Here is a 23,754-nt window from a genome sequence, read left to right as displayed (position 1 = left end):
GATAAAAATGGTCATGTTACAGAATTATAGCATCTCCGCTCAACGAGGGAAGGGGAAATCTCACTGGTTTTTTGGGACAATTGTCCGGAAAATGGACTGTTCTGAAGGATTTATCGTTCTACAGCGTTCCCGGAAGCATCCATGCAATGCGAAATCCAATCAGTGGGAAAGGAGAAGGCGGCAATGTCCGCGCAATAGGGAATACCCTGCCCGACATGCACAATCACCCATGTGCCATCGGTTTGCTTGCCGGCAAACCAGCCGGCGCCCTGTTCCTCTCCGGCGCGCTTGACGCCGCCCCGCGCCAGGTTGTTCTGAATTTGCCCTATCGAGAAGATCAGTTCGTTTTCCTGCCAGCCCAGGTACGCCAGCAGGGCAAGGCGCAGGGCTTCCTCATCGCTCAGTGTGGGCGTCATTGCTGGAGACGGTTGAGTGGGGGCTTGGGTGGGCAGGGCTTGCGCAAACTGCGTTTGCTGGGCGCTGACGGTTGCCGGGATGTCCTGGGTGGGTTGCATCTTTGCCAGTTGGGTGGCAACCCCGGCGGCGATGGTGGCATCCAGATTGGGGGTAGGGGTGGCAGTGGAAGCCGGCTGGCAGGCGCTCAACGCGCCTGCGGTGAACACCAGAATCAGCCAGACGGAGAAAATTTTCATCTTATTCTCTTATAACATTTGTTTAGATTGTTTATATTTATTATAAATAAAAACAAATCCTGGGGATGGGCTGAAACTGATGGATTGAAACTGATGTTTCCAATTTAAATGGCGTTGAGTTATCCTTCTTTTTTTCCAAAATTCTTGGCAATCTCCAGCCATTCCTGTAAAGCCGGGTCGTTCACCGCCTGACGGGCGGAGCGGAAAAACGAGGATGGATCTTTCAGCACACCCTCGCGCACGTATGTCACTGCCTGAAGCGCCATCTCCAGGCGGTCTGCCTGGTGCACCAGACGTGCTTCGGGGGTGGTGCCTGCCTCAAATTCTTCCCACAGCGCGCGGATGTCCTCTGCGCCGGGCAGGTTTTCCAGCACCCGCTCCAGCGATTGGCGTTCGCGGGCGTGTTTTTCTTCGGCGGGAATGGCATCCGAGGGGATGATGTCGCCGGTGTAAATTTCCCCCAGTTCGTGAATCAGTGCCATGCGCAGGGCGCGCTCCGGGTTGACCTGCGGCGCAGACCCGGCTTCGATCAACAGCCAGCATAACATGGTCACCCCAAAGATGTGGTCGGCAACGGTTTCACAGCGTTCGCGCGGCACACCTGCCTTCAGCCAGCCCTGACGGTACAGGTGCTTAAGGTGCTGTACCTGATAAAAGGCACGGAGCGCCGGAAACTCTTCCAGGCGCTCCAGAAAGGCTTCATCCAGCGAGGTTTTCCATTCCATTGAATGTTTCCCTTCAGGCGTTCTCAATGACGTATCGCATAATCAGCCGGTGCGGGGTGGGACGGGCAACGTCCACAAAGCCCGCCTCGCGGAACGCTGCTTCCAGTCCCAGATAAACGAACGGGTCAGGGCGTCCTTCGCCGGTGGATGGGCTGGGATAGCCTTCTACGACTTTGCCCCCGCGCCGCCGCACTTCCTCAATCACCGCTTTCAGCAGGGCTTTGCTCACCCCGCGCCGCCGGTGTCCCTTTGCCACGTAGAAGCACACCACCGACCAGACGGGCAGGTTATCTACGGGCTTCAGGGTGCGCGAGGCTTGCAGACGCGGATACCCTTCGCGCGGTCCGAAGGCGCACCAGCCTACCGGCTCATCGCCCAGATAGGCGAGCATGCCCGGCGTCTCTCCCGCTTCAACGCGGGACTTCATTGCCAAACGGTTGGCTTCGCCCTGTCCCCGGGTGAAAGCCGAGCCCCGCAGGAACCAGAACATACACCAGCACCCGCCGTAAGCACCATGCGCGCCGAAGAGGCGCTCGAAATCTGCCCAGCGTTCGGGGGTGAGCAGGTGAAAGGTGTACGCCGATTCCTGCGGGGTATTCACCGGGTTACTCCCAGCGCGGCGAGCATTCGGGATTGTAGGACTCGGAGATGGTCCAGTAATCCTCGTTCCAGGTGTCCATCTCTGCCATGTCCTCGGCGCTCAGTTCAAAATCGAAGATGCTGGCGTTTTCCAGAATGCGCTCTTTGCGCACCGATTTGGGGATGACCACCAGATCGTGCTGAAGCGCCCAGCGCAGGGCAATCTGCGCCGGGGTTTTGCCGTACTTCTGCGCCATGGCTGTCAGCCGCGGGTCTTCCAGTTTTTGCGCCCGCGCCAGCGGACTGTAGGCTTCCACAACAATCCCATGCTGGACGCAGTACTCCAGCAGGGCTTTGCGGTAGAGGAAGGGGCTGAACTCGATTTGATTGGCGGCAGGCACCAGTTCGGTGTTGGACAGCAGTTCTTCCAGATGGCGGATGGTGTAGTTGCTCACCCCCACCGCGCGGGCTTTGCCCTGTTTATAGATTTCCACCATGGCTTTCCAGGTCTCGTGGCGCAAGCCTTTGACGGGCCAGTGGATGAGGTAGAGATCCACGTAGTCAGTCTTCAGGTGCCGCAGAGAGGCTTCCAGCGCGCGCAAGGTGCTTTCGTAGCCCTGATCATCGTTCCATACCTTGGTCACCAGGAAAATTTCCTCGCGGGGAATGCCGCTGTCGGCAATGGCGCGCCCGACATCTTCTTCATTCCCGTACAGGGCGGCAGTATCAATGTGGCGGTAACCCATCTCCAGCGCCCAGCGTACGGCGTTGTAGGTCTCTTCACCTGCTTTGGATTGGAACGTACCCAGCCCGAAGCGGGGAATCTCGACACCGTTGTTCATTCTGATGGTAGATTGCAGAGTCAATGTGTCCATGCTGAACCTCTCCTATTCTTTGCGGTATTTCTTTAAATCCACTGAAGCAATGTAGGGCAGGTTACGCCCTTTTTCGTCAATATCCAGCCCATAGCCGACCACGAACTCATCGGGGATGGTGAATCCGCAGTAATCAATGGGGATGGGGTATTTGTGGCGTTCGGGTTTGTCGAGCAGTGCGCAAATTTTGAGACTGCGCGGGTTGCGGTCCAGCAGAAGTTTGCGCACCATCCAAAGCGTATAACCCGAATCGACAATGTCGTCCACCAGAATCACATCCCACCCGGCAATGCTGGCTTTGTGGTCGTGATCAATGCGCACGAATCCGGTGGATTCGGTGCCGGAGTAGGACGAAACCGCCATGAAATCCATGGTCAGTGGTCGGCGGATGTGGCGCATCAAGTCGGTGATGAACATGACACTGCCGCGCAGTAGCCCCAACAGCATCAGTTTTTCCGAGTCCTGATAATCCCGCGTAATCTGGTCGCCCAGTTCAGCCACGCGCTGTTCGATTTGTTCAGGCGTAATTAATACCCGATCGAGAAAGTCATAACGAAAATGAAAGGGAAGTCCCATGTCTTCACTCACCCCGGAGAAAAATTTCTGGAAACGTTCTCATTTTTATCACAAATTTCGAGAAAGTGGGTAAGAAAACAGAATGCTTCCCGTTATGTTTGAAGGATTTTTCTTAAACGCAGGGCTTACGGACACTCTTGAATTTCTTTTCCGTCCGTGATACTCTGAGGATGGCGCTTAAGGGCAGGCACTTGCCCTGCATTACCATACTTCATGGAAAGGAACATTTCCCTCGCGACAGGGTAAGCGTTCTTTCAGGTTTTCTCGGCGGATATTCACCAATTATCTCAGGAAAGTTCCCATTGCGCATAAAAATGCTGGCAGGCTTGTGCCTTCGCCTCCATGAAGGATAGGGTAGGTCCTTGAGTCATGGAGGGTGGGGTTTCCATCCTTTTTACATGATCTCAGGGTATCTTCAGGATTCTCAAAGAGATTTCTCTTTGAGGGGGAGGATCATGGTGGGACAGCACAACCCGAATGTGGGGGGAGAACCTTTAAAACCTCTGCGCATTTACCTTCTGGGCCCTCCACGAGTGGAAATCTTGGAGGGTTTTGCAGTCATTCCTCGCCGTCAGGCGCGGGCTTTGCTGTACCGTTTGGCGGCAGGTGTCGAGCCCATTCCCCGAGAAAGGCTTTGTTTTTTATTCTGGCCCGATGAGGCGGAAGCAACAGCGCGCCGTTACCTCAGCCATTTACTAACCCATTTACAGCGGGCTTTAATCATGCCTGACTGTTTTGTGTTTAATGGTGATCAAATCGGCTTAAATTTTCAGCAGGTTTGGTCTGATGTGGTGGAGTTTGAAGACCTTTGTGCTTATCTGAGGGAGCCAGATACACAGTATGCCCTCCAAAGTTATGGAACAACAGGTTTTTTGCGCGATCCTGCCGCTCTCAGGCTGAGGATTAGTCTTTATCATGGATCGTTCCTGGAGGGCTTTTCGCTTCCCGGGGCGGCAGAGTTTGAAGAGTGGTCCACGCAAAAGAGATATGCTCTGGAGCGCCTTTATCTCTCTGCTGTAGAAATGCTCATGGAAGATTTTGCAGAAAAGGGTGAACTTGAGTTAGCCATCCAGTATGCCCAGCGTTATCTGGACACCGATCCGCTTGTTGAAGACGTACATCGGCGCTTAATCGAACTGTATGCTATTTCCGGTAATCGTAATGCGGCTTTACGCCAGTTTGAAATATGCGCTCGTATACTGGAACAAGAATTAGGGGTCAGTCCACTCCCCGAAACGCGTTTGATTTATCAGGATGTTTTGGAAAGGCGCATTTTTCTCAAACGGGTGATTAAGCCCAAGTGGGAACCCATCTCAGGGGCGAACGTCCCGCTCATTGGGCGAGCCCAGGCAATGACCTGGTTGGAAGAAGCAGTGCAGGATGCCTTGGCAGGAAACGAAAAGGTGATTCTGATTTCTGGAGAAGCAGGTATGGGCAAATCGCGGTTACTTCAAGAATTCATTGCCCGTTTGAGTTCAAATATCGCTGTAATTGCTGGCGGTGCTCATGTAGAAGCGTGTACTCTGCCGTATTATCCCATTATTCAAGCCTTGCGGAGCCTTTGCCACCCAGCAGAAGAAGGCGCTCCGGCTCCACTGCTCCGCTGGCTTCCTCCTACTTTGGATCACATCTGGTTGGTAGAGGCGTCCCGCGTTCTCCCAGAATTGCGTACTCTTTATCCCAACTTGCCGTTGCCTTTGCCTGCGGCTTCCGAAGAAGCCCGCAGCCGGTTGTTTGATGCGTTGGTACAGATAGTGATTGGATTATCCACTTCTCCTCTTTTTCTTCGTTCATTTTCATCGTTATTGTTGTGTCTGGAAGACCTTCACTGGGCAGATAGCGCAACTCTCGAATGGCTGGTTCATTTTGGGCGGCAAATTCGTGGAAGTCATCTGGTGGTTCTGGGAACTTATCGCAGTGAGGAGGTTGATGCCTTGGTTGACCTGCGTCAGGGGCTGAAAAGTGCTCAGGTACTTACTGAACTACAGCTGCAGGGGTTGGATACCTCTTCTATTCTTCTCCTTCTCTCTTTTTTTAGAGGAGGAACCCTCGATAGACAGGAGGAATTTGCAGAGCAACTTTATGCCTCTACGGGAGGAAATCCATTTTTCTTACTGGAAGTACTGAAAAGTATGCTGGAGAAGGAAGAGACGATGGAAGTTTGTACGGGGGAGAAGTACATTCCTCTTCCAGACACGGTGAGGGAGGTTATACAAGCACGTATTCGACGTTTGACGCCAGTGGGACGGCAGGTGTTGGAGGCAGGCGCGGTGATTGGCCCGGTATTTTCTTTTGATTTCCTCCGAGGGGTTGCCGGACGCCGGGAGATGGAAGTAGTCAATGGGTTGGATGAATTGGTGGCGCGGCAGTTATTGATGGAGAGTGGGGTGGAGTATCGCTTTCCTCACGAATTGGTGGCACGGGTGGTGGAAGAAAATCTCAGTCCGGTGCGGCGTCAGATTCTTCATCGAAGGGCAGGGTGGACACTGGCGCGGCTGAACCCGGCGGCGGTGACGGCGCTGGCGCGTCACTTTGATCTTGGCGGCGAACCCAGACAAGCCTTATCCTATTACGAAAAGGCGGTTCAGCAAGCCGAGTCCTTGTTTGCCTGGAAAGAAGCCGAAGAACATCAAAATCGTATGCTAGTTTTGTTAGAGCGTTTAGACCCTCACCAAAATCAGCCAGATGCAATCATGCAACGCGGCCTCATCTGGCTCAATCGTGCTTATCACGATTACCTGAAGGGAAAAATTGAGGATCGAGACAAGGATTTAGAGGTTGTGAAGACCCTTGCAGAAAAATTGCAGCAGAAGACATTATATCTCCAGTTTTTGCTTCAACAGGTTCGTTATCTTAACCTGGGCGGGCATTATAAAAAAGCCATTACCCTGGCAGAAGAAGGCATGCAGGGTATACCTGGGGAGGAATTAACTTCCCTCTCCAGGTTTACCGTGGCGCTTCTTTACGTGGAAATTGCCTTTGCACATTATTTGCTTGGACAGCCTCGTCAGGGATTTTCTGCTCTTCGATCTGCGCAGGTGGCAGCGGGAGAGAGCCGCAATCCAGAAATACAGGGGCCGATTAAACATCACCTGGGCTACATGCACCTTCATCGTGGAGAGTATCTTCAGGCGCTGACACATCAGCAAGAAGCACTGCGGTGTCATCAAACTGCAAGAGATTTTAATGGCATAGCATGGGCTGAACTGGATTTGGGGTTTTTGTACTTGAAACTCGGACAATTTTTGGAGGCAAAAAATCATCTCGAAGCAAGCCTTCGCCTCGCTCAACGCATCAGTGCTCGACCTGCAGAGATTTATGCCCGAACCTATACCGGATATTTAAAACTGTATCAAGGGCTTTACATGCCAGCTCTGGAATGTTTTCGGGAAACCATACAATTGCATCAGACAGTGCATCAGGAGCATGGGGTTGTGGCGGCTGAAATTGGATTGGGAATGGCGCTTTATCACCTGGGTATGGATTCAGAGGCGGGAATAAGATTTCAGCATGCGGTGGAACGCGCGCGAGAAGTTTCTCATCGGCGCCGTTTGGTTGAAGCGCTAGTTGGGTGGGGGTTGATTGAACTGGATGAATTTCATCTGCAACAGGCGGCTCAAATTTTGGACGAAGCGGTACACTTGGCACGCTTGAGCGAATGTGGCGAGAATCTGGCGGCGGGATTGGCGGCGTTGGCTCAGGCTCAAAGAAGACTGGGAGACTCTTCAGCCGCACTGAAAACCGCCATAGAAGCCTTGACAAACGCCCAACGACTTGCTCTTCCGGTTTGTGAAATGTGGGCACAAATGGAAATTGGTTTATCCTGTCTGGCGGCGGGGGAAAATGAGCGCGCTTTGGAGCATTCTTCTCGCGCGGTTTCCCTTCTCCCTCAGGCTTATGAGGGTTGGATCCCTACCGAAGAAGTGTATTTTTCTCATGCGAAAATCCTGAGTGCCATGGGAAGTCCAGCAGAAGCGCATTATTTTCAGCAACAAGCCAGAATCCTTATTGAAAAAAAGTCTCAACACATTTCTGATCCTTCCCAAAAAGAGAGATATCTTCTCCAAAAACTACCGTTCTTGAGTTGACCAAATCTGCATTATTTGTAGCCATTTTGTGGACAGCAACACGGTATCCTGTATTTCGGAGGGATAAGATACAGGATGACGGTGTGCTTTCTTGATTTCGTCACGCCAAAAGATTTTTCAAGAGGGAGAAGGGCTCTTGAGAAGCCAAAGGTAGGGTTTGAGAATAGTTTCCTCTTCCTGGATTGCAATCCCTTTGAAGAATGCGTAGAAAGGAGGTGAATAACGATGTACCTGTATGTGGTCAAGTGGAATATCCATCCGGATAAACTGGATGCCTATCTGAACTGGCTGAACGGTGTTATCCCGCGCACATTGGGGATTCCTGGGGTGGTGGAATTTCGAGGGTATCGGGGGTTACTGGGGGCATCTCAAATCGTTGCCACTTATGAATTTGCCAGTCTGCTGGATTGGTCTGCCTGGTTCACTCATGAAGATAATCAAAAAGTGCTGAGCGAATTGTACGGAGTATCCCTCAATGCTGTTGGCGAACTCTGGGGACCTTCCCCTGCCGTGCCGGCGCCGATTCGTCCTGGAAAATAGGTTCGTTGGTATGAGTGGAAGTTTGAATTTCCTTCCCTTCTCGAAAAGAATTCTTTACCTTCCAAATTGGTCTGAAAGTGAGGATGTTATGGCGCATGTCAAGAAAAGTATTTATATTCATGCTCCCGTAGAGAAAGTTTATGCATTGGCAAGAGACCCCAATCGTTGGGCAACTTTTTACGTTGGATTGAGCGAAGCAGAAGAGATTACGGGACATGGGGAAGTGGGGACAGTGGTGAAACATCATTACCTGATGGCTGGGATGCGTTTTCCGGTTACCAGCCGGGTTTTGGTAGACTCCATTGGACCCACCGGCGCACAGTGGAAAGGGAAGATTGAAGGTCCACTGGATGGCGAGCAAACTTGGGATTATATCCCCAAAAATGGCGGAACAGAGGTCACTGTCAGCATTGACTACACCCTTCCTGGGGCAGTTCTGGGGCGCATTGCCAACCGTCTCCTGGTGGAACGCATTCAGGAACGGGCAATGGAGCAAACGCTGGAAAACCTCAAAATTCTGTGCGAAGAGGGTACTGGGTAACGTTTGCTGAAATATTGTGATAGAGACACAGGGGAGATAGCACGGAGATCTATCTCCCCTTTTTCAGACCTTACACACTCACTGGCTCATCGGGCAGGGCTTCCCAGCGTTCTGCCAGTTTTTCCATCACCTGCGGCAGGGTGGTGTATTCCATTTCGTCCATCGGCAGGCGGTGCGGTTCGAAAGCGCCATGGCGGCGCAGTTGATCTGCCAGCACGTTGACCTGACGGCGCACTTCATCAAAACCCGGGTCGTCGAATAAATCGCGCGGGCCGATGAGTCCGCCGTTTGCCAGTTGGAAGCCCAGCGCCGCCACCCTGGGCGGACCGTCAAAGCGGCTGGGGGTTGCCTGACGTACCGGCACGGGCATCAGCGGTCCGTAGTGCGAGCCGCGCATCCAGCCTTCCACGATGTGCGGCATGGTGAAAGGCTCCAGTACTTCGCCCACTGCGGGAAACTTGCCCTGACTGCGTACGATGCACACCGGGTCATCCTTGCCCACGTACTTGCCGGCAATCAATGCCAGGCGCTGGGTGGACGAAACCGCGCCAATCTCGCCATCGCGGGTGTACACCGCCTTGATAACATAGCGTCCGGACGCGCCGATGAACACCAGCAGGTCGTACATCTCGGCGGGGGTGTCAAAGAAGATGCGTTTGTGCTGTTTCACATCGTGTACCTCAAAGCGGAAGCCTTCGTGCATGCTGGGAGAAATCACCAGCCCGGCGGTGTTGAAGGGGTCGGCAAACATGCGGAACAATGGGAGATTCCAGGCACCGGCTGAGGTCTTATCTGCCATGAAGATGATGACCGGTTCAGATTCGCGTTCGTGCAGTTCCATCTCCGCCACACCGGGTCCCATGCCGCGTACGTTGCCCGAGAAGGCATCGGTGAGCAGGTCCTGTCCTGCGCCGTAGAGTTTCAATTTCCTGGCAATAGCGGTACAGCGCTCGAAGACCTGCCATGCCAGATGGTGAATTTCCACGTCATCCACGCCGCGGGAGTGAGTCATGATTAACTGCAGGTCGTCTCCGCAGGCGGTGACATGGAAGTCGATCAGCCAGCCCTTCTGCCGGGCTTCCTCAAGAGCCATGCGGGCGGTATCGATCAGGTCGGGATGAATGGCAGAATGTCCCACAAAACCGCCTACATCGGCTTTAATCACGCTCAGAGTGAGTTTTTCGGACATTTCACACCTCCTCTGTAAACCGGCTCAAAAAAAGACCGCCTGCATCTTTTGCAGACGGTCCCGGTTGTGCTTTCCCCAGACTGCTTTTCCGGACTCAAGAGTTAGAAGGAAGAGTGGGGTGCGGTTTTCACCATTTTCATTATAGGTGGTCAGAAGGTGGATTGCAATCGGTTCACGGGACGACGTTTGTGTGCCAGCACCAGCGCTGTCAGGGAAAGAATCAGCAGGGGCAGGTGCATCACTCCCATCCAGAGGCGTTCGGGAACAGCCCAGTGGTTCAAATTGAACAGGGCATACAGCAAAGCGTTGAACGCCGTCAACCGCAGTGCCAGCAAATCCACCTGAGGGTAAGCCAGAATGAGCAGGAAAAGAAACACCGGGGTCATGAAACAAAATGCCAGCCCGTAATCGGGAGAAGTAAGCAGGAGAAGCGGGTCGAAGTTGGGGACGATGCGGTTTCCCTGCATGGCAATTGGAGACCAGAAGGTCAAAATCGCCAGTGGAAGCAACAGCCAGCGCCAGAAAGGCACATTCTGGAAAGAGATCCGCAGTTTGTCTTTCCATGCCACCCACAGCCAGAGCAATCCCAACAGAACTTCGACAATCAGCGCTCCGGTATGGATAGCATAGCCATAGGTTGGAGTCAGAGCACGGGTTTGGGTAAAGGCAATCACCAGATAGTTTAGCCCGAAATACCCGGCGATAAGCCGTCCGCCAGATCTAGGTTTCCAGATGGCAATACCGATGACCAGCAGGGTGAGGATGTGGAAGGCAATCCCCCAGTTGGCGTAGGGAATGAGCGCGTAACTGAGAATCTCGAAGATGACTTCTGAGGTATTTCGCGGATCATAGGGTACTGCGGTGATGAGAGGCAGGAAGGCGATCACCACCAGCAGGAAATACATGAAAGGCATAAACCATTTGTGTTGGGTGAGAGGGTTTTCCATAGAACGAGTGTGCCTTTTCAAGATGAGTTTGGGAAATTTACACCCGCATTATATGCTCGCTCATAGAAAGAGAGGGGCGGAAAAGGAAACCTTAACCTGGCTTTAACACTTCGAGGAAAGTTATTGCCTTGTTCATGATGCCGAGATGGGAAAAATCACCTGTGAAAAGCCTTTCCAAAAGGTTAAAACTGTAATAAACTATTACTCACTCAGTGAGTATTCCCATAAAAAGGTGAAATTATGTCTCTCCCCATACTGAAAGCCATTGGCATTATTCATTCCCCTTACCAACAACCACAGGATACCCCTATCCAGTCCAGTCGTTCCACGGCTGAAGGCTGGGTAGAAGTTTTTCCGGAGTACGCCGAAGGATTGGAAGGCATCGAGGGGTTTTCTCACCTCATTCTTTTGTATGTGTGGCATCGCGCGCCTTCAGAAGTGTGTTTGAAGGTCAAACCTTTCCTGGCAGACTTTGAAACCGGGTTGTTTGCTACCCGCTTTCCCTGCCGTCCTAATCCGATTGGGATTTCGGTAGTGCGCTTGCTGGAACGTCAAGGCAACCGCCTGCACATTCATGGGGTGGACGTACTGGACGGCACGCCTCTGGTGGATATCAAGCCGTATGTGCCGGAGTTTGACGTATTTTCTCCGGAACGGGTTGGCTGGTATGAGCAGGTCAAATAATTCAAATCCCTTTGCGATGGAGGTTTACTGATGATGAGGAAGATGTTGATGATATTAATGTCATTGCTCTTATTGGGGCTGACCGGATGTGGTTCTCCGGCAACATCTGTTGCCAGTTCCCAGCCGGTTGAACTGGTGGTGTTTGCAGCAGGTTCTTTGACAGAATCATTTACCGAAATCGGGACTGCATTCGAACAAAAAAATGATGGAGTTCGGGTTGTCTTGAACTTTGCCAACGCCAGCACCCTGCTCCAGCAAATTACCCAGGGAGCCCCTGCAGATGTCTTTGCCTCTGCCGCGCCTAAATTTATTGACGACGCCGTGGCTCAGGGATTGATTGAGCAGGATGCGGTCAAAATTTTTGCCCGAAATCGTCTGGTGGTCATTCTCCCCAAAGATAACCCGAAAAACATCCGTGCCTTTCAGGACCTGGCAAAACCTGGTGTGCGCCTGATTTTAGGCGCAAAAGAAGGACCTCAAGGGGCGTATGTAGAGCAATTGCTCATCAATGCTTCCTCTTCCCCGGAGTATTCATCAGATTTCAAAGAAAGGGTGTATCAGAACGTAGTTTCTTATGAAAGCACGGTGAAGGCGGTGGTGAATAAAGTCATGCTGGGCGAAGGAGATGCGGGGATCGTCTTCTTCACTGATGGGAAGAGTGCAGAGGACAGGCTTCAACTGCTGACAATTCCTGATGAAATTAATGTGGAAGCGGTTTACCCCATTGCGGTGTTGAAATCCAGTGCGCATAGTGAACTGGCACAAGCCTTTGTGGATTTTGTCCTTTCGGAAGAGGGACAAAAAATCATGGAAAAGTACGGCTTCCTGCCGCCGAAATAATTCCTCTACATCCAGCAATTAAAAAAAAACAGGGTGTGCTTGAAAAAGCGCACCCTGTAATGTTATCTGCCTAGTGGTTTAGTATTCCGGCATCGGTGGCTGAGCCGGTTTTTCCTTTTCCGGAACGTCAGTGATCAACGCTTCGGTGGTCAGGATCATGGCGGCAATCGAAGCCGCGTTCTCCAGCGCGCCGCGGGTGACCTTGGCGGGATCGATGACGCCGTCCTTGATCATGTCCACGTACTGATCGGAGATGACATCATAGCCGATGTTGGGGTTGTTTTCGGCTTTCTGGCGCTGGCGGACGTTCTCCACCACCACCGAGCCATCTTTACCGGCATTCTCGGCGATCTTGCGCATGGGTACTTCCAGAGCCTTGCGCACGATGTTGACGCCGATTTGTTCGTCTTCGAGGTCCATCTTCAGACCGTCGAGGGCTTTCATGGCGTTGAGCAGAGCCACACCGCCACCGGGCACGATGCCTTCTTCCACGGCGGCGCGGGTCGCCGAGAGGGCATCCTCAACGCGATGTTTCTTTTCTTTCATTTCGGTTTCAGTCGCGGCGCCTACGCGGATGATGGCAACGCCACCCGCCAGTTTCGCCAGGCGTTCCTGCAGTTTCTCGCGGTCGTAATCGGAAGTGGTCTTCTCGATTTCAACGCGGATCTGCTCAATGCGGCCCTTGATGGCTTTCTCATCGCCCTTGCCGCCCACGATGGTGGTGTTGTCCTTGTCGGCAACAACCTTCTCGGCGCGGCCGAGGTCGGCGATGACAGCGGTTTCGAGTTTGCGGCCAGTCTCTTCGGAGATGACCACGCCGCCGGTCAGGATGGCGATATCCTGCAGCATGGCTTTGCGGCGATCACCGAAACCGGGGGCTTTCACAGCCAGCACGTTGAGCATGCCGCGCAGTTTGTTCAGCACCAGGGTTGCCAGGGCTTCGCCGTCCACATCCTCGGCGATGATGACCAGATCGCGCTTGCCAATCTGCACCAGTTTTTCGAGGATCGGGACGATATCGGCGGCGGCGGAGATTTTCTTGTCGTGAATCAGGATGTAGGGGTCATTGATGACCGCTTCCATGTGTTCGGAGTCGGTGATGAAGTAGGGCGAGATGTAGCCGCGGTCGAACTGCATACCCTCGACGTAATCCTTCTCAAATTCGAGGCCCTTGCTCTCTTCTACGGTGATCACGCCGTCTTTACCGACTTTGTCCATCACCTCGGCGATGAGTTCGCCAATCTGGCGGTCCTGAGCGGAGATGGTCGCCACGTTGGCGATGTCGTCTTTGGTGGTGACATCAATAGCCATTTCGGTGATGGCTTTGGCAACCGCTTTGGCGGCGGTTTCAATACCGCGCTTCAACAGCATGGGGTTGGAGCCAGCGGCGAGGTTCTTCAGACCCTCGGTGACGATGGCGTGCGCCAGCACGGTCGAGGTGGTGGTGCCGTCACCGGCGATGTCATTGGTCTTGGTGGCGGCTTCCTTCAGCAGTTGCGCGCCCATGTTCTCGAAGGGATCCTGCAGTTCGATTTCCTTCGCCACGGTCACACCGTCGTGGGTGATGGTGGGGGAACCGAACTTGCGATCGACTGCCACGTTGCGTCCTTTGGGACCCAGGGTGGTGGCAACAGCATTCGCAACAATATCAACGCCGTTCTTCAGTTTTCGGCGGGCTTCTTCAGCGAAGACCAGTTGTTTGGCTGCCATTGTTCAACTCTCCTTTTTGATTGAGATTTGGTATGAATTACTCGACGATTGCGAGCAGGTCGCTTTCGCGCAGAATCAGCAGTTTCTTGCCGTCAACCTTGATTTCGGTGCCGGCGTATTTGGCGAAGAGCACCACATCGCCCACTTTCACGTCCATGGAGATGCGATTGCCTTTGTCATCGCGGTCGCCAGGACCAACCGAGAGCACTTTCCCCTTCTGGGGTTTTTCTTTGGCGGTTTCAGGCAAAACGATACCGCCCGGCGTGACGTCTTCGCTTTCGATGGGTTCGACTACGACACGGCTTCCGAGGGGTTTAAGATTGATAGCCATTGGATTCCTCCTGCTTCAGGATTTGAGATCAAATTTGGTCACAAAAAATTTAGCAATCTAAGATTTAGAGTGCTAAATTTCGCCGTTTATCTTACCAGTTTTGTGAGGAAAGTCAAGAGGGGAGTTGAAATTTCTTATAAATCTCTGATAAATCTGTGGGTATTGACCTGAAGAGGTTTATTCTTCCCACTCCGAAAGATCCAGGCGGCGCAGGCGCTTCTTCTCGGAGATGTAGCGCTTTTCCCGCGCTCGTCCGCCCCCTGAGGGCTGGGATTTCTTGCGTACTTTCGGGACATGCCGGGCTTTCTCGACCAACTCTTGCAAACGCCTCAGAGCATCGGCGCGATTCTGTTCCTGGGTGCGGTATGCCCGGGCTTCGATGATCAGCACACCCTGCTCATTCACCCGCTTCCCGGCAATTTTAACCAGCCGTTCTTTCACATCCACCGGCAGGGCTTTGGATCGCAGAACGTCAAAGTGCAGTTGCACTGCCGTGCTGACTTTGTTCACGTTTTGACCGCCTGGTCCGCTGGCGCGGATGGCGGTAAAACGAATTTCTTCCGGGGGGATGCTCATCGGTAAGTCTTCTTTCACGTCCAAAGTATACCGTTAAAACAAATGAGCGCCCCTGCGGGCGCTCATTCCGTAGACGAAATCCGCGAAGACTAGATGCGGTTGACGATGTTGCTGAAGATGTTGCCGATGGCGGGGCCCAGGAGGGCGAGGATGACGATCACGACGACGGCCACGAGCACCAGAATCAGCGCGTACTCTACCAGACCTTGACCTTTTTCTTTAGCAGCGAATAACATAGAACAACTCCTTCTGAAAAAATATGGTTTCAATTCCTTTCGGAATTCTGCCTATATTATATCCGATTCTTTTGGGAACGTTCCTTACAAATACCTAACAAGAATATTGCAAGTTCGTTACGGAATGAATTGGAAAAAACGCTGTAACAGTGGTTCGAGAGGCACGGACGTCATCTTTCGTAAGAGTCCGAAGAAATCCCGCGCGCTGGCTATTTTACCCTGATTTTCGCTGACGTAAAGTCTCAGAAAGTCAAAAAAAGCCTCATCGCCCATGGCGCGGCGCAGTTCGTCAAGGAAAACCGCCCCGTTGAGGTACACGGCATCGCGGTAAGCGCGGTAGGGTTGGGCTTCGCCATGCGGGTTATAGATGCTGTCGTCCACGTAGCCGCGCGGCTGGTAATACTTCACCCGCGCTTCCCACCACCAGGTCAGCGCCTCCGGGGCGTAGGTTTCGTAGTACAACTTCTCGGCGTAAGTACATAGGGCTTCATCCAGCCAGGGTTGAAGGGCCTGGTCGTTGCCCACCACGCCATAAAACCACTGATGTGCCGTCTCGTGGGCAGTCAGTGCCACCAGGTACTGCGCCGGCGTGCCGTTATCCAGATTGTAAAAACCATAACTGAGAAAAAATAATCCGTCGTACTCCATGCCATCCAGAAAATCGGCTTCCACCACGGCAAGGTGCTGGTGCGGATAGGGCGAAAACAGGCGCGCATACAGTTCCAGCGCCTGCGCCGCAGTGTTCAGCACCCGCTCTCCGGCGTTTTGATGGTAGGGGAAGGTGTAATTGTGGATGATGACCGTCCCTACCTGCCGGGTGGTGTGAGTCAATGAAGGGCTGAGAGAGAGCGCGAAGGTGCGCGCGCCTTCCAGGGTGTATGTGTACCATTCCCCCCGTTGGCTTTCGGGCGCACTGGCGGCAATGGTCAGTCCTGCCGGCGCACCAAGAACTTGCAGATTGACCTCAAAATCGCTTAACGGGTACACCTGATGCTCGCCGTAATAGCCCGGCGGATGTGCCAGCCATCCCTCGCCGGGAATGTACGGGGGCAGGTAGGCATACCAGTCCACCAGATTGGTCTGACGCTCCGACCAGCCAAAGACCTGTGGGCGCAAGCCTTCCTGTGCCACCCTTGCGGGCAGGTTGAGCCGGTAGGCCATGTCCAATTCAAGGGTTTCTCCTTTTTGCAGGGGTGTTTTCAATTGGGCTTTGATCCAGATACGTTCCTGACGGACGTCTTTCAAAGCCGGTCCGCTGACGCTTTGCAGAGAGTCCATCTGGAATGCCCCCGGATACAGCAGGGCATCCATCACCAGCCAGACTTCGCTAAGGCTTTCCTCGGCGGCATGGGTATAAGCAATACGTTCCTGCACGTTCAGGCTGTGCGCGGGATAATCCAGCACGGCGGTCAGGGTGTAGCGTGGACGGGATAAAATGTTCTCTTGCGGGGTGGGTGTGGGAGAGGGAATTGAAGTATGAGTAGGCGTGGCGGTGAATACGGGCAGGGGCGTGGCAGTAGATGCTGGCGTTGGAGTGGGTATAGGCGCACACGCCCCTGCGAGTGTAAGAATCCAGAGAGTTAGGATGGAGAGAATGCCCTTGAAGGTATGGTTTAAACCCTGGCGCATGCCTCCATTTTACCAGTAGTGATGCACTAGTGGCTTGATGCGGGCATCATAAATGGCTTTGACCTTCTGCATGGTTTCTTCGGAGAGCGGCGGCAGGTCGGCGGCGCTGAAGTTCTCTTCTGCCTGCGAGGGTCGCTTGGCGCCGGGGATGGCGCAGGTGACCTCGGGGAACATCAGAATCCAGCGCAGGGCAAATTGCGTCATGGTCATGCCGGGCGGCACCAGAGGACGCAGTTCTTCTACGGCTTGTAGCGCAATGTCCAGATCCACACCTGAGAAGGTCTCGCCGCGGTCAAAGGCTTCGCCCTGACGGTTGAACGCGCGGTGGTCATCGGGACTGAATTGCGTCTCGCGGGTGATTTTCCCCGTGAGCAAGCCAGAAGCCAGGGGCACGCGGGCAATGATGCCCACCTGCCGGCGGGCGGCTTCGCGGAAGAACAACTCAGCAGGGCGCATGCGGAACACATTGAAGATGATCTGCACACTTTGCACGTTGGGATACTCGATGGCTTTGAGGGCTTCTTCAACTTTCTCCACGCTGACGCCGTAATAGCGGATTTTCCCTGCCGCTACCAGGTTATCCAGAATGCCAAAGACTTCGGGCATGTAGTAGACCGGCGTGGGCGGGCAATGCAGTTGCAAAAGATCTAACGCCTCGACTTCCAGGTTCTTGAGACTGCGCTCGACAAAAGTCGTCAGATTCTGGCGATTGTAACCTTCGGCGGTGTGTGGGTTGAGCCGCCGCCCGGCTTTGGTGGCGACGATAATTTCTTCCTTGCGGGACTTTTTCACCTGAGCAATCAAACGCTCCGAACGGCCGTCCCCGTACACATCGGCGGTGTCGATGAAGTTAACACCCATATCAATGGCGCGGTGCAGGGCGGCGATGGATTCTTCATCCTGGACGGGACCCCAGGTGCCGCCAATTGCCCATGCCCCAAAACTGATGGCGGAAACCTTCCACCCTGTTCGACCTAAAGGTCGGTATTCCATCCTTCACCTCCTGAATATGGTTTTTATGGGTTTATTATATCCTTTTTAAGAGAAAACTGTTACCGATAACATCCCTGAATGGTTTTATTCGCTCATCCATCAAGAAAAAGTGCTCATGAAGGAAAACTGCATGAGCACCAATGAAAATCGCTGGCTTAAGCGCAGGGCAAGCCTGATAACATGGATATCAACGGTTGAGAATCAGGTCGTCCAGCGAGCGCTTGGGGACGTGATGCACGCCGTCGGGAGTGCGCCAGTAGCGAATATCTCCATCGGGCGGGAGCGGCTCAATCACTACGGTCTCTTTGGGTTTGCCCAGCGCCAGCACCAGCAGGATTTCATAACGCGGGTCAATATCCAGTGCGGTACGCAGGGCATCCCGCTGGATAGAGGCGATGATACATCCGCCTAATCCGCGTTCAGTAGCGCCCAGCAGGATGCTTTGCGCGGCGATCCCGTGGTCACAGCCGGCGTTTTTGCTGATTTCGGTATCCAGCAGGATGATGATATAGGCAGAAGGGCGCTCGCCCTCTTCAGGTCCTTGCCAGTCGCGCAGGTAGCCCGCCCATGCCAGCGTAGGAAAGATTTTGGCGTTGGTTTCGGAATCGCAGGAAAGATAATAACGCAAAGGCTGGCGGTTGGCGGCGCTTGGAGAAAGGCGCGCCAGATCTACCAAATCGCGCAGGGTTTCCATGGAAACCGCTTCCTGCTGATAAAAACGGCGGTAACTGCGGTTTTTGCAAATCAATTCACTTATGGTGCTCATCGTTGCTCTCCTGAATGGGGTATGAATGATCTTTTTCGTGCTCCTGCAGGGCTTCAAGTAATGCCTGTACCAGGGTTTTTGCCTGGACCGGGCTAAGGGGCAGGCGTGTTTCTGAATCGCGGAATACGGCTGGAGTTTCTTCTTCGAAATACAGGCAAATCTCGTTTTCCTCCGAAGAACGATCGTAGAATACACTCACTCTCAGGGTGTCATCCAGCAAAAACAGGGACATCCTTCCTCCTTCTGGAAACACAAACACAGGCTTTTTTTTTCATTCTACCCGAATCCCGGAAAAAAGGCTTGAGGATTCTGTTATAATTGGGGTGAGCGAACGGGGGGGCCCGTAGCTCAGCGGCAGAGCGCGCGGCTCATAACCGCTTGGTCGCAGGTTCGAATCCTGCCGGGCCCACTCTTTTTATTTAACCTGAACTTTTTCCCTGAACTTGGTCGAGGTCCCGTCGAGGGATAGTATTCGAATCCTGCCGGGCGCATGTCTTGGCCATTATGTTCTGACAATGCTCTGTTGCAATCATGGTTGAAATGTGGTAAACATACGGTATGACCACACGAGAAAGCAGATACGTCCGAGTGGCGAGGATCGCCTACCGGCTTGCCAAACAAGCATTACCGATGTATTCACATGCCAAGAGTCCCCATCACTTCACGTTGCCGCAGTTGGGGGCCTGTGTTTTGTTGATGTTCTACCTGAATCTCAGCTATCGCGACATGGAAGAATGGCTGCTGGCAAGCGATGCGGTTGGTAAGGAGCTGGAATTACCGCGTGTTCCCGATCATACGACCCTGCAACGTACCTACGCCAAGATACGCAAAGCGGATTGGATGCGCATGAACGAGACCTTGCTCGAGGAAATCGGACGGCCTGAAGAAGAAGGGGTGGCTGCCGATAGTACCGGCTTCTCACCCGGCCCGGCCAGTTCTTACTACCAAAGCCGTTCGGGAAAAGCCTATCGCCACTGGGCGAAGGGCGTTTATGCCGTTGGAATTGTCTCGCAATTCATCCTTGCGATGCAATCCGGCTGGGGTCCAGGTAGCGATGCCCCTTATCTGGGCTATCTGCGCCGCAAAGCCAGGCGGTTTGCCAAACGTCGGGCTTGGGTCTTGCTGGCCGATTCAGGGTTCGATGGTCGGACTGTCCGGCCTCAAGACTTGATTCCACCCGTTCGGCGAGGTGGAAATTTGCTGGCCCCTGAACGACGAGCAAGAAGCGAGCTTGTCTCTGCGGCTCGCCTGGATGGTCTCTATGGTCAACGCTGGAAGACCGAAACCGTGAATTCGGTCATCAAGCGCAAATTCGGGCAAGCCATCCGCTCGCGGAAACGCAGCCTGCAAAACCGAGAACCGATTATCAAAGGACTGGTCTACAACATACACCGCTAGGTGTATCTCTTCCTAACCTATCTTTGCAACAGAGCATTCTGACAAAAATATGACTCCGCCCAGATTTGTAGCGGAGTCATATTTTTTGGTTTGAAGGGTCCTTATTGAAGATCTTTCTGCATCTGCAGGAACTGCTCTCGAGTGATTTCACCTCTGGCATAACGCTGTTCAAGGATTTCTCGTGGTGAGAGGGTAGTGCTGGATCGGTTGTTACCGACCGTTTGATTTGAATGGAACAACCCTTTTATGAGCAGAACTGCCAGGAGAATGAGAAGTCCCCAAAACAAAATCATACCGCCTATCATTCCAAATCCCATCATGTTACACCTCCTAACGACTCAGGTCCGAGATAATTTGCTGATATTCTTCTCGCGAGATTTCCCCTCTGGCATAACGAGCCTGAGCGATATCGCGGGCAGTTTGACTCGATGTGCTCTGGACACCGCTTTCACTGAGCCGCCGTACTGCCCACACTACCAGTAATATCAGACCAACCAGCAAACCAATCGTAATGACCAGATTCAGGATCATGCCAATCCATCCAAATCCTCCGAAGTTACCAAATCCACAAAACATCATTCCTTCTCCTTTCGTTTAAGTATTTGTACTCAAAATGATATGTTTGAACTGTACACTTTGATCATAATGGGAGAAGATGGATTTTCCTTGAATCTTTTGTAAAGATTTGTTAAAGATTCTTTTTGGGAATAGGCAGAGTGAAATAAAACGTGCTGCCTTTACCTTCGCCGCCACTTTCTGCCCAAATGCGTCCATGATGCGCTTTCACCAGTGCTTGAGCAATTGTCAAGCCAATTCCGCTTCCTCCGCTGGCTCGGGCTCTGGATTTATCCGTGCGGTAAAAGCGATTGAAAATGAAAGGCAAATGCTCGGGAGATATTCCTATACCGGTATCAGACACAGAAATTAAGATTTCCGTTCGTTGTTTGCTTATTTGAACGGTGACTTTTCCACCGCTGGGGGTATATTGCAGTGCATTCCCGACCAGATTGGTCAATACCTGTAGAATGCGGTCTTTATCGATCAGAACCGGTGGAAGGTTAGGCTCGATTTGGATTTGAAATTGTATCCCCTTATGGATAAATTGAGGAACAAATATATTCTGGATAGTATCCATTAAATCAGAGAGTGAAACCAATTCGGGTTTGAGATGGAATGCACCAGATTCTACTCGACTGAGTTCCTGTAAGTCATCTACTAAACGTTGCAAGCGATTGATTTCGTCGTGGATTTGCTGGTAAGTGTTTCCTTCGGCAGGGATTACTCCATCCATCAGTCCTTCTATATACCCTTTAATTGCAGCCAGCGGCGTACGCAGTTCGTGGGCTACGTCGCCAATTAACTGCCTGCGCATGGTTTCGGTCTTTTCCAACTTATCTGCCATCTGGTTAAAACTGAGCGCCAGTTGATCCAGTTCATCCAATTGAGATAAATCTCCGGAGATTGTTAACCTTTCTTTGTATTCTCCTTCTGCGATGCGATGGCTGAGATTCATCATGGTACGGATTGGGTTGACCACCTGACGGCTGATGAAATAACTTGCCACTACAGCCGCGATTAATGCCGTAATCACAGCCAGAGAAAGTGCTTCTGTGACAGATGCCCGGTAGTTGGCAAATAATTCCATCTCCATTGAATGAGAATTGCCCATCATGCCTGGCATCATTGCGCTCATTCCTGCCATATGCCGTTCAAAAGCCGCCGGAACAGAAAAACTGGTAGCCGTTGCAAGTACCACTACTCCAACCAGTACCACAATTACATAGGAAAGGAATAATTTCCAGGCGAGATGTCTACGGAAAAGTGTGAGCATAAGACCACCTCTAATTGTCTTCAAAGCGATAGCCTACCCCGCGAACGGTTTCAATCCATGTGTTGTTGCCCAGTTTCTGACGAATATGCCCGATATGTACATCGACAACACGAGTATCGCCATAATAATCATACCCCCACACTTTTTCCAGCAATTGTTCTCGACTCAGCACCCTGCCATGATGCTGGGCAAGCGTAAGCAGTAGATCAAACTCCACAGTAGTGAGGTCAATCAAAGTGTTATTGACCCAAACGCGCCGTGCGGATGGATCGATTCGCACATGAGCAAAATTAAGCATGGCAGTCTCACTTGTGGCGGCTGGCGGAGGATTCAATCGCCGCAGAGCCGCTTTGATACGAGCCATTAACTCTCGTGGACTGAAAGGCTTTGTCAGATAGTCATCTGCACCGACCGAAAGCCCAACGATTTTGTCTGTTTCTTCAGAGCGCGCTGTCAGCATGATGACGTACACGTTTGACTCCCGCCTCAAATGAGCTAAGAGTTCGATGCCGTCCATGCCCGGTAGCATTACGTCCAGAATAATGATATCCGGTTTGAAAGAGCGTGCCATTGCCAAGCCTGAAGGCCCGTCCATTGCCGATTGGTACTCATAGCCTTCTGCTTTTAAGTATGCCGTCACGACCGTATGGATTGAAATTTCGTCGTCAATTAAGAGAATCTTTGCTGGAGACAACTTTCTTCCCTCGTTCATAAGCATATATTCTCATTTTACATACAAACAGGGACCGACATAACAGTCGATCCCTGAAAGCGTGGAAAATAGAAGTGGTTTACTCAAACTCGGACATTTCAATAAAGGTGCCGTGCCAGAAGTGGAAAAATACCTGGCTGGTGTAACCATTGACGCTGAGCATGCCGGTTGTTTTTCCGTCTTTCACAATATCGATGGTGTAGTATCCATAGAAGGGTTCAGCATCTTCGCCCGTTGTGTAACCAGGGAATTCTTGATCCAGGTATTGTTGAGCGGCTTCCAGGGCTTGTTCCGGGGTCACGGTCATTTCAGCAGAGACTGAGTCCGGGGTGGTGTAATATCCTCTCATCATACCGCGTCCGCCCATCATGCCGCCTCCCATCATTCCATTCCATCCGCTCATCATCCCATATTTTAGATTCCACATCATATTGGGACCATGTTCAGGGAAAACGGCAAGGCTTACGGGATCTACCAGCAACTCCATAGCGCCAATGCCAGTACTTTTTTCGATAATGCGGACGTAGGCGTGATTATCAAAAATCATAATTTCTTTGGTCTCAAGGTCAGGGTTATTCAGGTTTGGTAGATAATTTTCTACAGCCTGTTTTGCCTGATCGATAGAAAGGGGCTTCACATTGTTGTTGCCCTGGCGGTTATATTCGTACATCATGTTGTTGCCGTTTCCCATCATGCCGCCTCCGCCCATCATAGAATAACCCTGATAGGGGGTGTTTCTTTCCCAATTTGCTCGGGGCGCTGATGAGAACGCATTGTTAAATGGGGTTGAGTTGAATGCGGCATTATAAAAACGACCTGCCATTAAGCCGGCGCCAAAGATCAATGCGCTCAGCACGATTCCGGCAATCACTAATAATGCAATTCCTAATGTTTTGTTCATCTGTATTTTCTCCTTTTTTATCGATTTCAAACTTACACCCTCAGTTTACCGGTTGAGAGTAAAGTAGCCGTGAAGCATTTCTAAAGTTTTTGTAAAGATTTGACGGATTCTTTTGTGGAGTTAAGAAAAGAATTAGGGTTTTATGGAGGAACCATGTACTAAAAAGTTGTTTTCAGATACCGATGTCACTTCTGGAAGGACGGGGGATCGTTTTATTGGTATGCGTGGAAATTGACCTTTTCCCATCTGTTATTTTAGATGGAGAATGCGATCAATTTGCTTCCTTTGACAACTTTTATGAGATAGAAATTGCTTTATAGGGAGATCTTCAGGATGGCCTGAAATCCTTTTTTACAGGAATACCCGGTTTGTTACCATTATTTCTCCCAAAGTTCAAAAAATAAGATTGAATTTCTTGAAAACTTATAGTATTA

General features: G+C 52.0%; 26 protein-coding genes and 1 tRNA gene. 7 read left to right on the top strand and 20 right to left on the bottom strand.

The features are described from left to right. Positions 1-110 precede the first annotated feature (110 nt). The 5 genes from ANT_RS13355 to hpt form a co-directional block, all read right to left on the bottom strand. Positions 111-653, bottom strand: coding sequence for a hypothetical protein (locus tag ANT_RS13355; RefSeq protein ID WP_013561058.1), 543 nt, complete (start codon positions 651-653; stop codon positions 111-113). 119 nt (positions 654-772) lie between these two features. Beyond that, positions 773-1,378 carry an HD domain-containing protein gene (locus ANT_RS13350; protein WP_013561057.1) on the bottom strand — a complete coding sequence of 202 codons (606 nt, stop codon included), beginning with the start codon at positions 1,376-1,378 and terminating at the stop codon, positions 773-775. A 13-nt stretch (positions 1,379-1,391) separates the two neighbouring features. After that, positions 1,392-1,979, bottom strand: a complete 588-nt coding sequence (locus tag ANT_RS13345) for a GNAT family N-acetyltransferase (RefSeq protein WP_013561056.1) — start codon at positions 1,977-1,979, stop codon at positions 1,392-1,394. Between the two features lie 4 nt (positions 1,980-1,983). Continuing rightward, entirely contained in the window at positions 1,984-2,832 is an 849-nt protein-coding gene (locus ANT_RS13340; RefSeq protein ID WP_013561055.1) for an aldo/keto reductase, read from the bottom strand. 12 nt (positions 2,833-2,844) lie between these two features. After that, positions 2,845-3,408 carry a hypoxanthine phosphoribosyltransferase gene (gene hpt / locus ANT_RS13335; RefSeq protein WP_013561054.1) on the bottom strand — a complete coding sequence of 188 codons (564 nt, stop codon included), beginning with the start codon at positions 3,406-3,408 and terminating at the stop codon, positions 2,845-2,847. Between the two features lie 455 nt (positions 3,409-3,863). Here hpt and ANT_RS13330 point away from each other — a divergent pair, with 455 nt between their 5' ends. The 3 genes from ANT_RS13330 (at position 3,864) to ANT_RS13320 (ending at position 8,577) form a co-directional block, all read left to right on the top strand. Next, complete coding sequence (locus ANT_RS13330; RefSeq protein ID WP_013561053.1) at positions 3,864-7,496, top strand: ATP-binding protein; 3,633 nt, start codon at positions 3,864-3,866, stop codon at positions 7,494-7,496. 225 nt (positions 7,497-7,721) lie between these two features. Beyond that, on the top strand, positions 7,722-8,036 hold the full coding sequence (locus ANT_RS13325; RefSeq protein WP_013561051.1) for a hypothetical protein: 315 nt from the start codon (positions 7,722-7,724) through the stop codon (positions 8,034-8,036). A gap of 88 nt (positions 8,037-8,124) precedes the next feature. Then, entirely contained in the window at positions 8,125-8,577 is a 453-nt protein-coding gene (locus ANT_RS13320) for an SRPBCC family protein (protein WP_013561050.1), read from the top strand. Between the two features lie 70 nt (positions 8,578-8,647). Here the strand turns inward: ANT_RS13320 and fbp are convergent, their stop codons facing one another. After that, on the bottom strand, positions 8,648-9,766 hold the full coding sequence (gene fbp / locus ANT_RS13315; protein ID WP_013561049.1) for a fructose-1,6-bisphosphate aldolase/phosphatase: 1,119 nt from the start codon (positions 9,764-9,766) through the stop codon (positions 8,648-8,650). A 149-nt stretch (positions 9,767-9,915) separates the two neighbouring features. Next, a complete protein-coding gene (locus ANT_RS13310; RefSeq protein ID WP_013561048.1) occupies positions 9,916-10,713 on the bottom strand; it encodes a hypothetical protein in 798 nt (265 codons plus the stop codon). A 240-nt stretch (positions 10,714-10,953) separates the two neighbouring features. Here ANT_RS13310 and tsaA point away from each other — a divergent pair, with 240 nt between their 5' ends. Both tsaA and modA read left to right on the top strand, forming a co-directional pair. Further along, entirely contained in the window at positions 10,954-11,397 is a 444-nt protein-coding gene (tsaA, locus tag ANT_RS13305) for a tRNA (N6-threonylcarbamoyladenosine(37)-N6)-methyltransferase TrmO (RefSeq protein ID WP_013561047.1), read from the top strand. A gap of 30 nt (positions 11,398-11,427) precedes the next feature. Beyond that, complete coding sequence (gene modA, locus ANT_RS13300; RefSeq protein WP_013561046.1) at positions 11,428-12,237, top strand: molybdate ABC transporter substrate-binding protein; 810 nt, start codon at positions 11,428-11,430, stop codon at positions 12,235-12,237. Between the two features lie 78 nt (positions 12,238-12,315). On the opposite strand, the gene groL is transcribed toward modA, so the two are convergent. From groL to ANT_RS13260, 8 genes are all read right to left on the bottom strand, one after another. Beyond that, positions 12,316-13,947: a chaperonin GroEL gene (gene groL / locus ANT_RS13295; RefSeq protein ID WP_013561045.1), complete on the bottom strand. Its 1,632-nt coding sequence runs from the start codon at positions 13,945-13,947 to the stop codon at positions 12,316-12,318. A gap of 37 nt (positions 13,948-13,984) precedes the next feature. After that, positions 13,985-14,278, bottom strand: coding sequence for a co-chaperone GroES (gene groES, locus ANT_RS13290; protein WP_013561044.1), 294 nt, complete (start codon positions 14,276-14,278; stop codon positions 13,985-13,987). 177 nt (positions 14,279-14,455) lie between these two features. Beyond that, entirely contained in the window at positions 14,456-14,854 is a 399-nt protein-coding gene (gene arfB / locus ANT_RS13285) for an alternative ribosome rescue aminoacyl-tRNA hydrolase ArfB (protein WP_013561043.1), read from the bottom strand. A gap of 89 nt (positions 14,855-14,943) precedes the next feature. Then, positions 14,944-15,090, bottom strand: coding sequence for a Flp family type IVb pilin (locus ANT_RS13280; protein WP_041455050.1), 147 nt, complete (start codon positions 15,088-15,090; stop codon positions 14,944-14,946). 117 nt (positions 15,091-15,207) lie between these two features. Next, on the bottom strand, positions 15,208-16,719 hold the full coding sequence (locus ANT_RS13275) for a M1 family aminopeptidase (RefSeq protein ID WP_013561042.1): 1,512 nt from the start codon (positions 16,717-16,719) through the stop codon (positions 15,208-15,210). 9 nt (positions 16,720-16,728) lie between these two features. After that, positions 16,729-17,712 (bottom strand): aldo/keto reductase, encoded by a 984-nt coding sequence (locus tag ANT_RS13270; protein ID WP_013561041.1) that lies wholly within the window; start codon positions 17,710-17,712, stop codon positions 16,729-16,731. Positions 17,713-17,899: 187 nt separating this feature from the next. Continuing rightward, positions 17,900-18,478, bottom strand: coding sequence for a nitroreductase family protein (locus ANT_RS13265; RefSeq protein WP_013561040.1), 579 nt, complete (start codon positions 18,476-18,478; stop codon positions 17,900-17,902). Continuing rightward, positions 18,462-18,710: a hypothetical protein gene (locus ANT_RS13260; RefSeq protein ID WP_013561039.1), complete on the bottom strand. Its 249-nt coding sequence runs from the start codon at positions 18,708-18,710 to the stop codon at positions 18,462-18,464. The genes ANT_RS13265 and ANT_RS13260 overlap by 17 nt, the downstream gene beginning before the upstream one ends. Before the next feature lie 105 nt (positions 18,711-18,815). Between ANT_RS13260 and ANT_RS13255 the strand changes: the two genes are divergently transcribed. Together ANT_RS13255 and ANT_RS13250 are read left to right on the top strand one after the other, a co-directional pair. Continuing rightward, a tRNA-Ile gene (locus ANT_RS13255) sits at positions 18,816-18,887 on the top strand. 179 nt (positions 18,888-19,066) lie between these two features. Then, the gene (locus tag ANT_RS13250; RefSeq protein WP_172634560.1) at positions 19,067-19,876 is read left to right on the top strand and encodes a transposase; all 810 of its coding nucleotides are present in this window, start codon (positions 19,067-19,069) and stop codon (positions 19,874-19,876) included. A gap of 101 nt (positions 19,877-19,977) precedes the next feature. Here the strand turns inward: ANT_RS13250 and ANT_RS13245 are convergent, their stop codons facing one another. The 5 genes from ANT_RS13245 to ANT_RS13225 form a co-directional block, all read right to left on the bottom strand. Continuing rightward, positions 19,978-20,196 (bottom strand): SHOCT domain-containing protein, encoded by a 219-nt coding sequence (locus ANT_RS13245; protein WP_013561038.1) that lies wholly within the window; start codon positions 20,194-20,196, stop codon positions 19,978-19,980. A 10-nt stretch (positions 20,197-20,206) separates the two neighbouring features. Continuing rightward, complete coding sequence (locus ANT_RS13240; RefSeq protein WP_013561037.1) at positions 20,207-20,455, bottom strand: SHOCT domain-containing protein; 249 nt, start codon at positions 20,453-20,455, stop codon at positions 20,207-20,209. A gap of 109 nt (positions 20,456-20,564) precedes the next feature. Continuing rightward, positions 20,565-21,707, bottom strand: a complete 1,143-nt coding sequence (locus tag ANT_RS13235; RefSeq protein ID WP_013561036.1) for a sensor histidine kinase — start codon at positions 21,705-21,707, stop codon at positions 20,565-20,567. A gap of 10 nt (positions 21,708-21,717) precedes the next feature. Beyond that, complete coding sequence (locus ANT_RS13230; RefSeq protein ID WP_013561035.1) at positions 21,718-22,425, bottom strand: response regulator transcription factor; 708 nt, start codon at positions 22,423-22,425, stop codon at positions 21,718-21,720. A gap of 73 nt (positions 22,426-22,498) precedes the next feature. Continuing rightward, positions 22,499-23,320, bottom strand: a complete 822-nt coding sequence (locus ANT_RS13225; RefSeq protein WP_013561034.1) for a hypothetical protein — start codon at positions 23,318-23,320, stop codon at positions 22,499-22,501. Positions 23,321-23,754 lie beyond the last annotated feature (434 nt).

It is taken from the genome of Anaerolinea thermophila UNI-1, assembly GCF_000199675.1.
GTDB classification, from domain to species: Bacteria; Chloroflexota; Anaerolineae; order Anaerolineales; family Anaerolineaceae; genus Anaerolinea; species Anaerolinea thermophila.
This window is presented reverse-complemented; position numbering and strand designations above follow the sequence as displayed.

Excerpts from the sequence above, each read along its gene's own strand:
- ANT_RS13355 (WP_013561058.1), bottom strand. The coding sequence starts at position 653 with ATGAAAATTTTCTCCGTCTGGCTGATTCTGGTGTTCACCGCAGGCGCG.
- ANT_RS13350 (WP_013561057.1), bottom strand. The coding sequence starts at position 1,378 with ATGGAATGGAAAACCTCGCTGGATGAAGCCTTTCTGGAGCGCCTGGAA.
- ANT_RS13340 (WP_013561055.1), bottom strand. The coding sequence starts at position 2,832 with ATGGACACATTGACTCTGCAATCTACCATCAGAATGAACAACGGTGTC.
- hpt (WP_013561054.1), bottom strand. The coding sequence starts at position 3,408 with ATGGGACTTCCCTTTCATTTTCGTTATGACTTTCTCGATCGGGTATTA.
- ANT_RS13330 (WP_013561053.1), top strand. The coding sequence starts at position 3,864 with ATGGTGGGACAGCACAACCCGAATGTGGGGGGAGAACCTTTAAAACCT.
- ANT_RS13325 (WP_013561051.1), top strand. The coding sequence starts at position 7,722 with ATGTACCTGTATGTGGTCAAGTGGAATATCCATCCGGATAAACTGGAT.
- ANT_RS13320 (WP_013561050.1), top strand. The coding sequence starts at position 8,125 with ATGGCGCATGTCAAGAAAAGTATTTATATTCATGCTCCCGTAGAGAAA.
- fbp (WP_013561049.1), bottom strand. The coding sequence starts at position 9,766 with ATGTCCGAAAAACTCACTCTGAGCGTGATTAAAGCCGATGTAGGCGGT.
- ANT_RS13310 (WP_013561048.1), bottom strand. The coding sequence starts at position 10,713 with ATGGAAAACCCTCTCACCCAACACAAATGGTTTATGCCTTTCATGTAT.
- tsaA (WP_013561047.1), top strand. The coding sequence starts at position 10,954 with ATGTCTCTCCCCATACTGAAAGCCATTGGCATTATTCATTCCCCTTAC.
- modA (WP_013561046.1), top strand. The coding sequence starts at position 11,428 with ATGATGAGGAAGATGTTGATGATATTAATGTCATTGCTCTTATTGGGG.
- groL (WP_013561045.1), bottom strand. The coding sequence starts at position 13,947 with ATGGCAGCCAAACAACTGGTCTTCGCTGAAGAAGCCCGCCGAAAACTG.
- groES (WP_013561044.1), bottom strand. The coding sequence starts at position 14,278 with ATGGCTATCAATCTTAAACCCCTCGGAAGCCGTGTCGTAGTCGAACCC.
- arfB (WP_013561043.1), bottom strand. The coding sequence starts at position 14,854 with ATGAGCATCCCCCCGGAAGAAATTCGTTTTACCGCCATCCGCGCCAGC.
- ANT_RS13280 (WP_041455050.1), bottom strand. The coding sequence starts at position 15,090 with ATGTTATTCGCTGCTAAAGAAAAAGGTCAAGGTCTGGTAGAGTACGCG.
- ANT_RS13275 (WP_013561042.1), bottom strand. The coding sequence starts at position 16,719 with ATGCGCCAGGGTTTAAACCATACCTTCAAGGGCATTCTCTCCATCCTA.
- ANT_RS13270 (WP_013561041.1), bottom strand. The coding sequence starts at position 17,712 with ATGGAATACCGACCTTTAGGTCGAACAGGGTGGAAGGTTTCCGCCATC.
- ANT_RS13265 (WP_013561040.1), bottom strand. The coding sequence starts at position 18,478 with ATGAGCACCATAAGTGAATTGATTTGCAAAAACCGCAGTTACCGCCGT.
- ANT_RS13260 (WP_013561039.1), bottom strand. The coding sequence starts at position 18,710 with ATGTCCCTGTTTTTGCTGGATGACACCCTGAGAGTGAGTGTATTCTAC.
- ANT_RS13245 (WP_013561038.1), bottom strand. The coding sequence starts at position 20,196 with ATGATGGGATTTGGAATGATAGGCGGTATGATTTTGTTTTGGGGACTT.
- ANT_RS13240 (WP_013561037.1), bottom strand. The coding sequence starts at position 20,455 with ATGATGTTTTGTGGATTTGGTAACTTCGGAGGATTTGGATGGATTGGC.
- ANT_RS13235 (WP_013561036.1), bottom strand. The coding sequence starts at position 21,707 with ATGCTCACACTTTTCCGTAGACATCTCGCCTGGAAATTATTCCTTTCC.
- ANT_RS13230 (WP_013561035.1), bottom strand. The coding sequence starts at position 22,425 with ATGCTTATGAACGAGGGAAGAAAGTTGTCTCCAGCAAAGATTCTCTTA.
- ANT_RS13225 (WP_013561034.1), bottom strand. The coding sequence starts at position 23,320 with ATGAACAAAACATTAGGAATTGCATTATTAGTGATTGCCGGAATCGTG.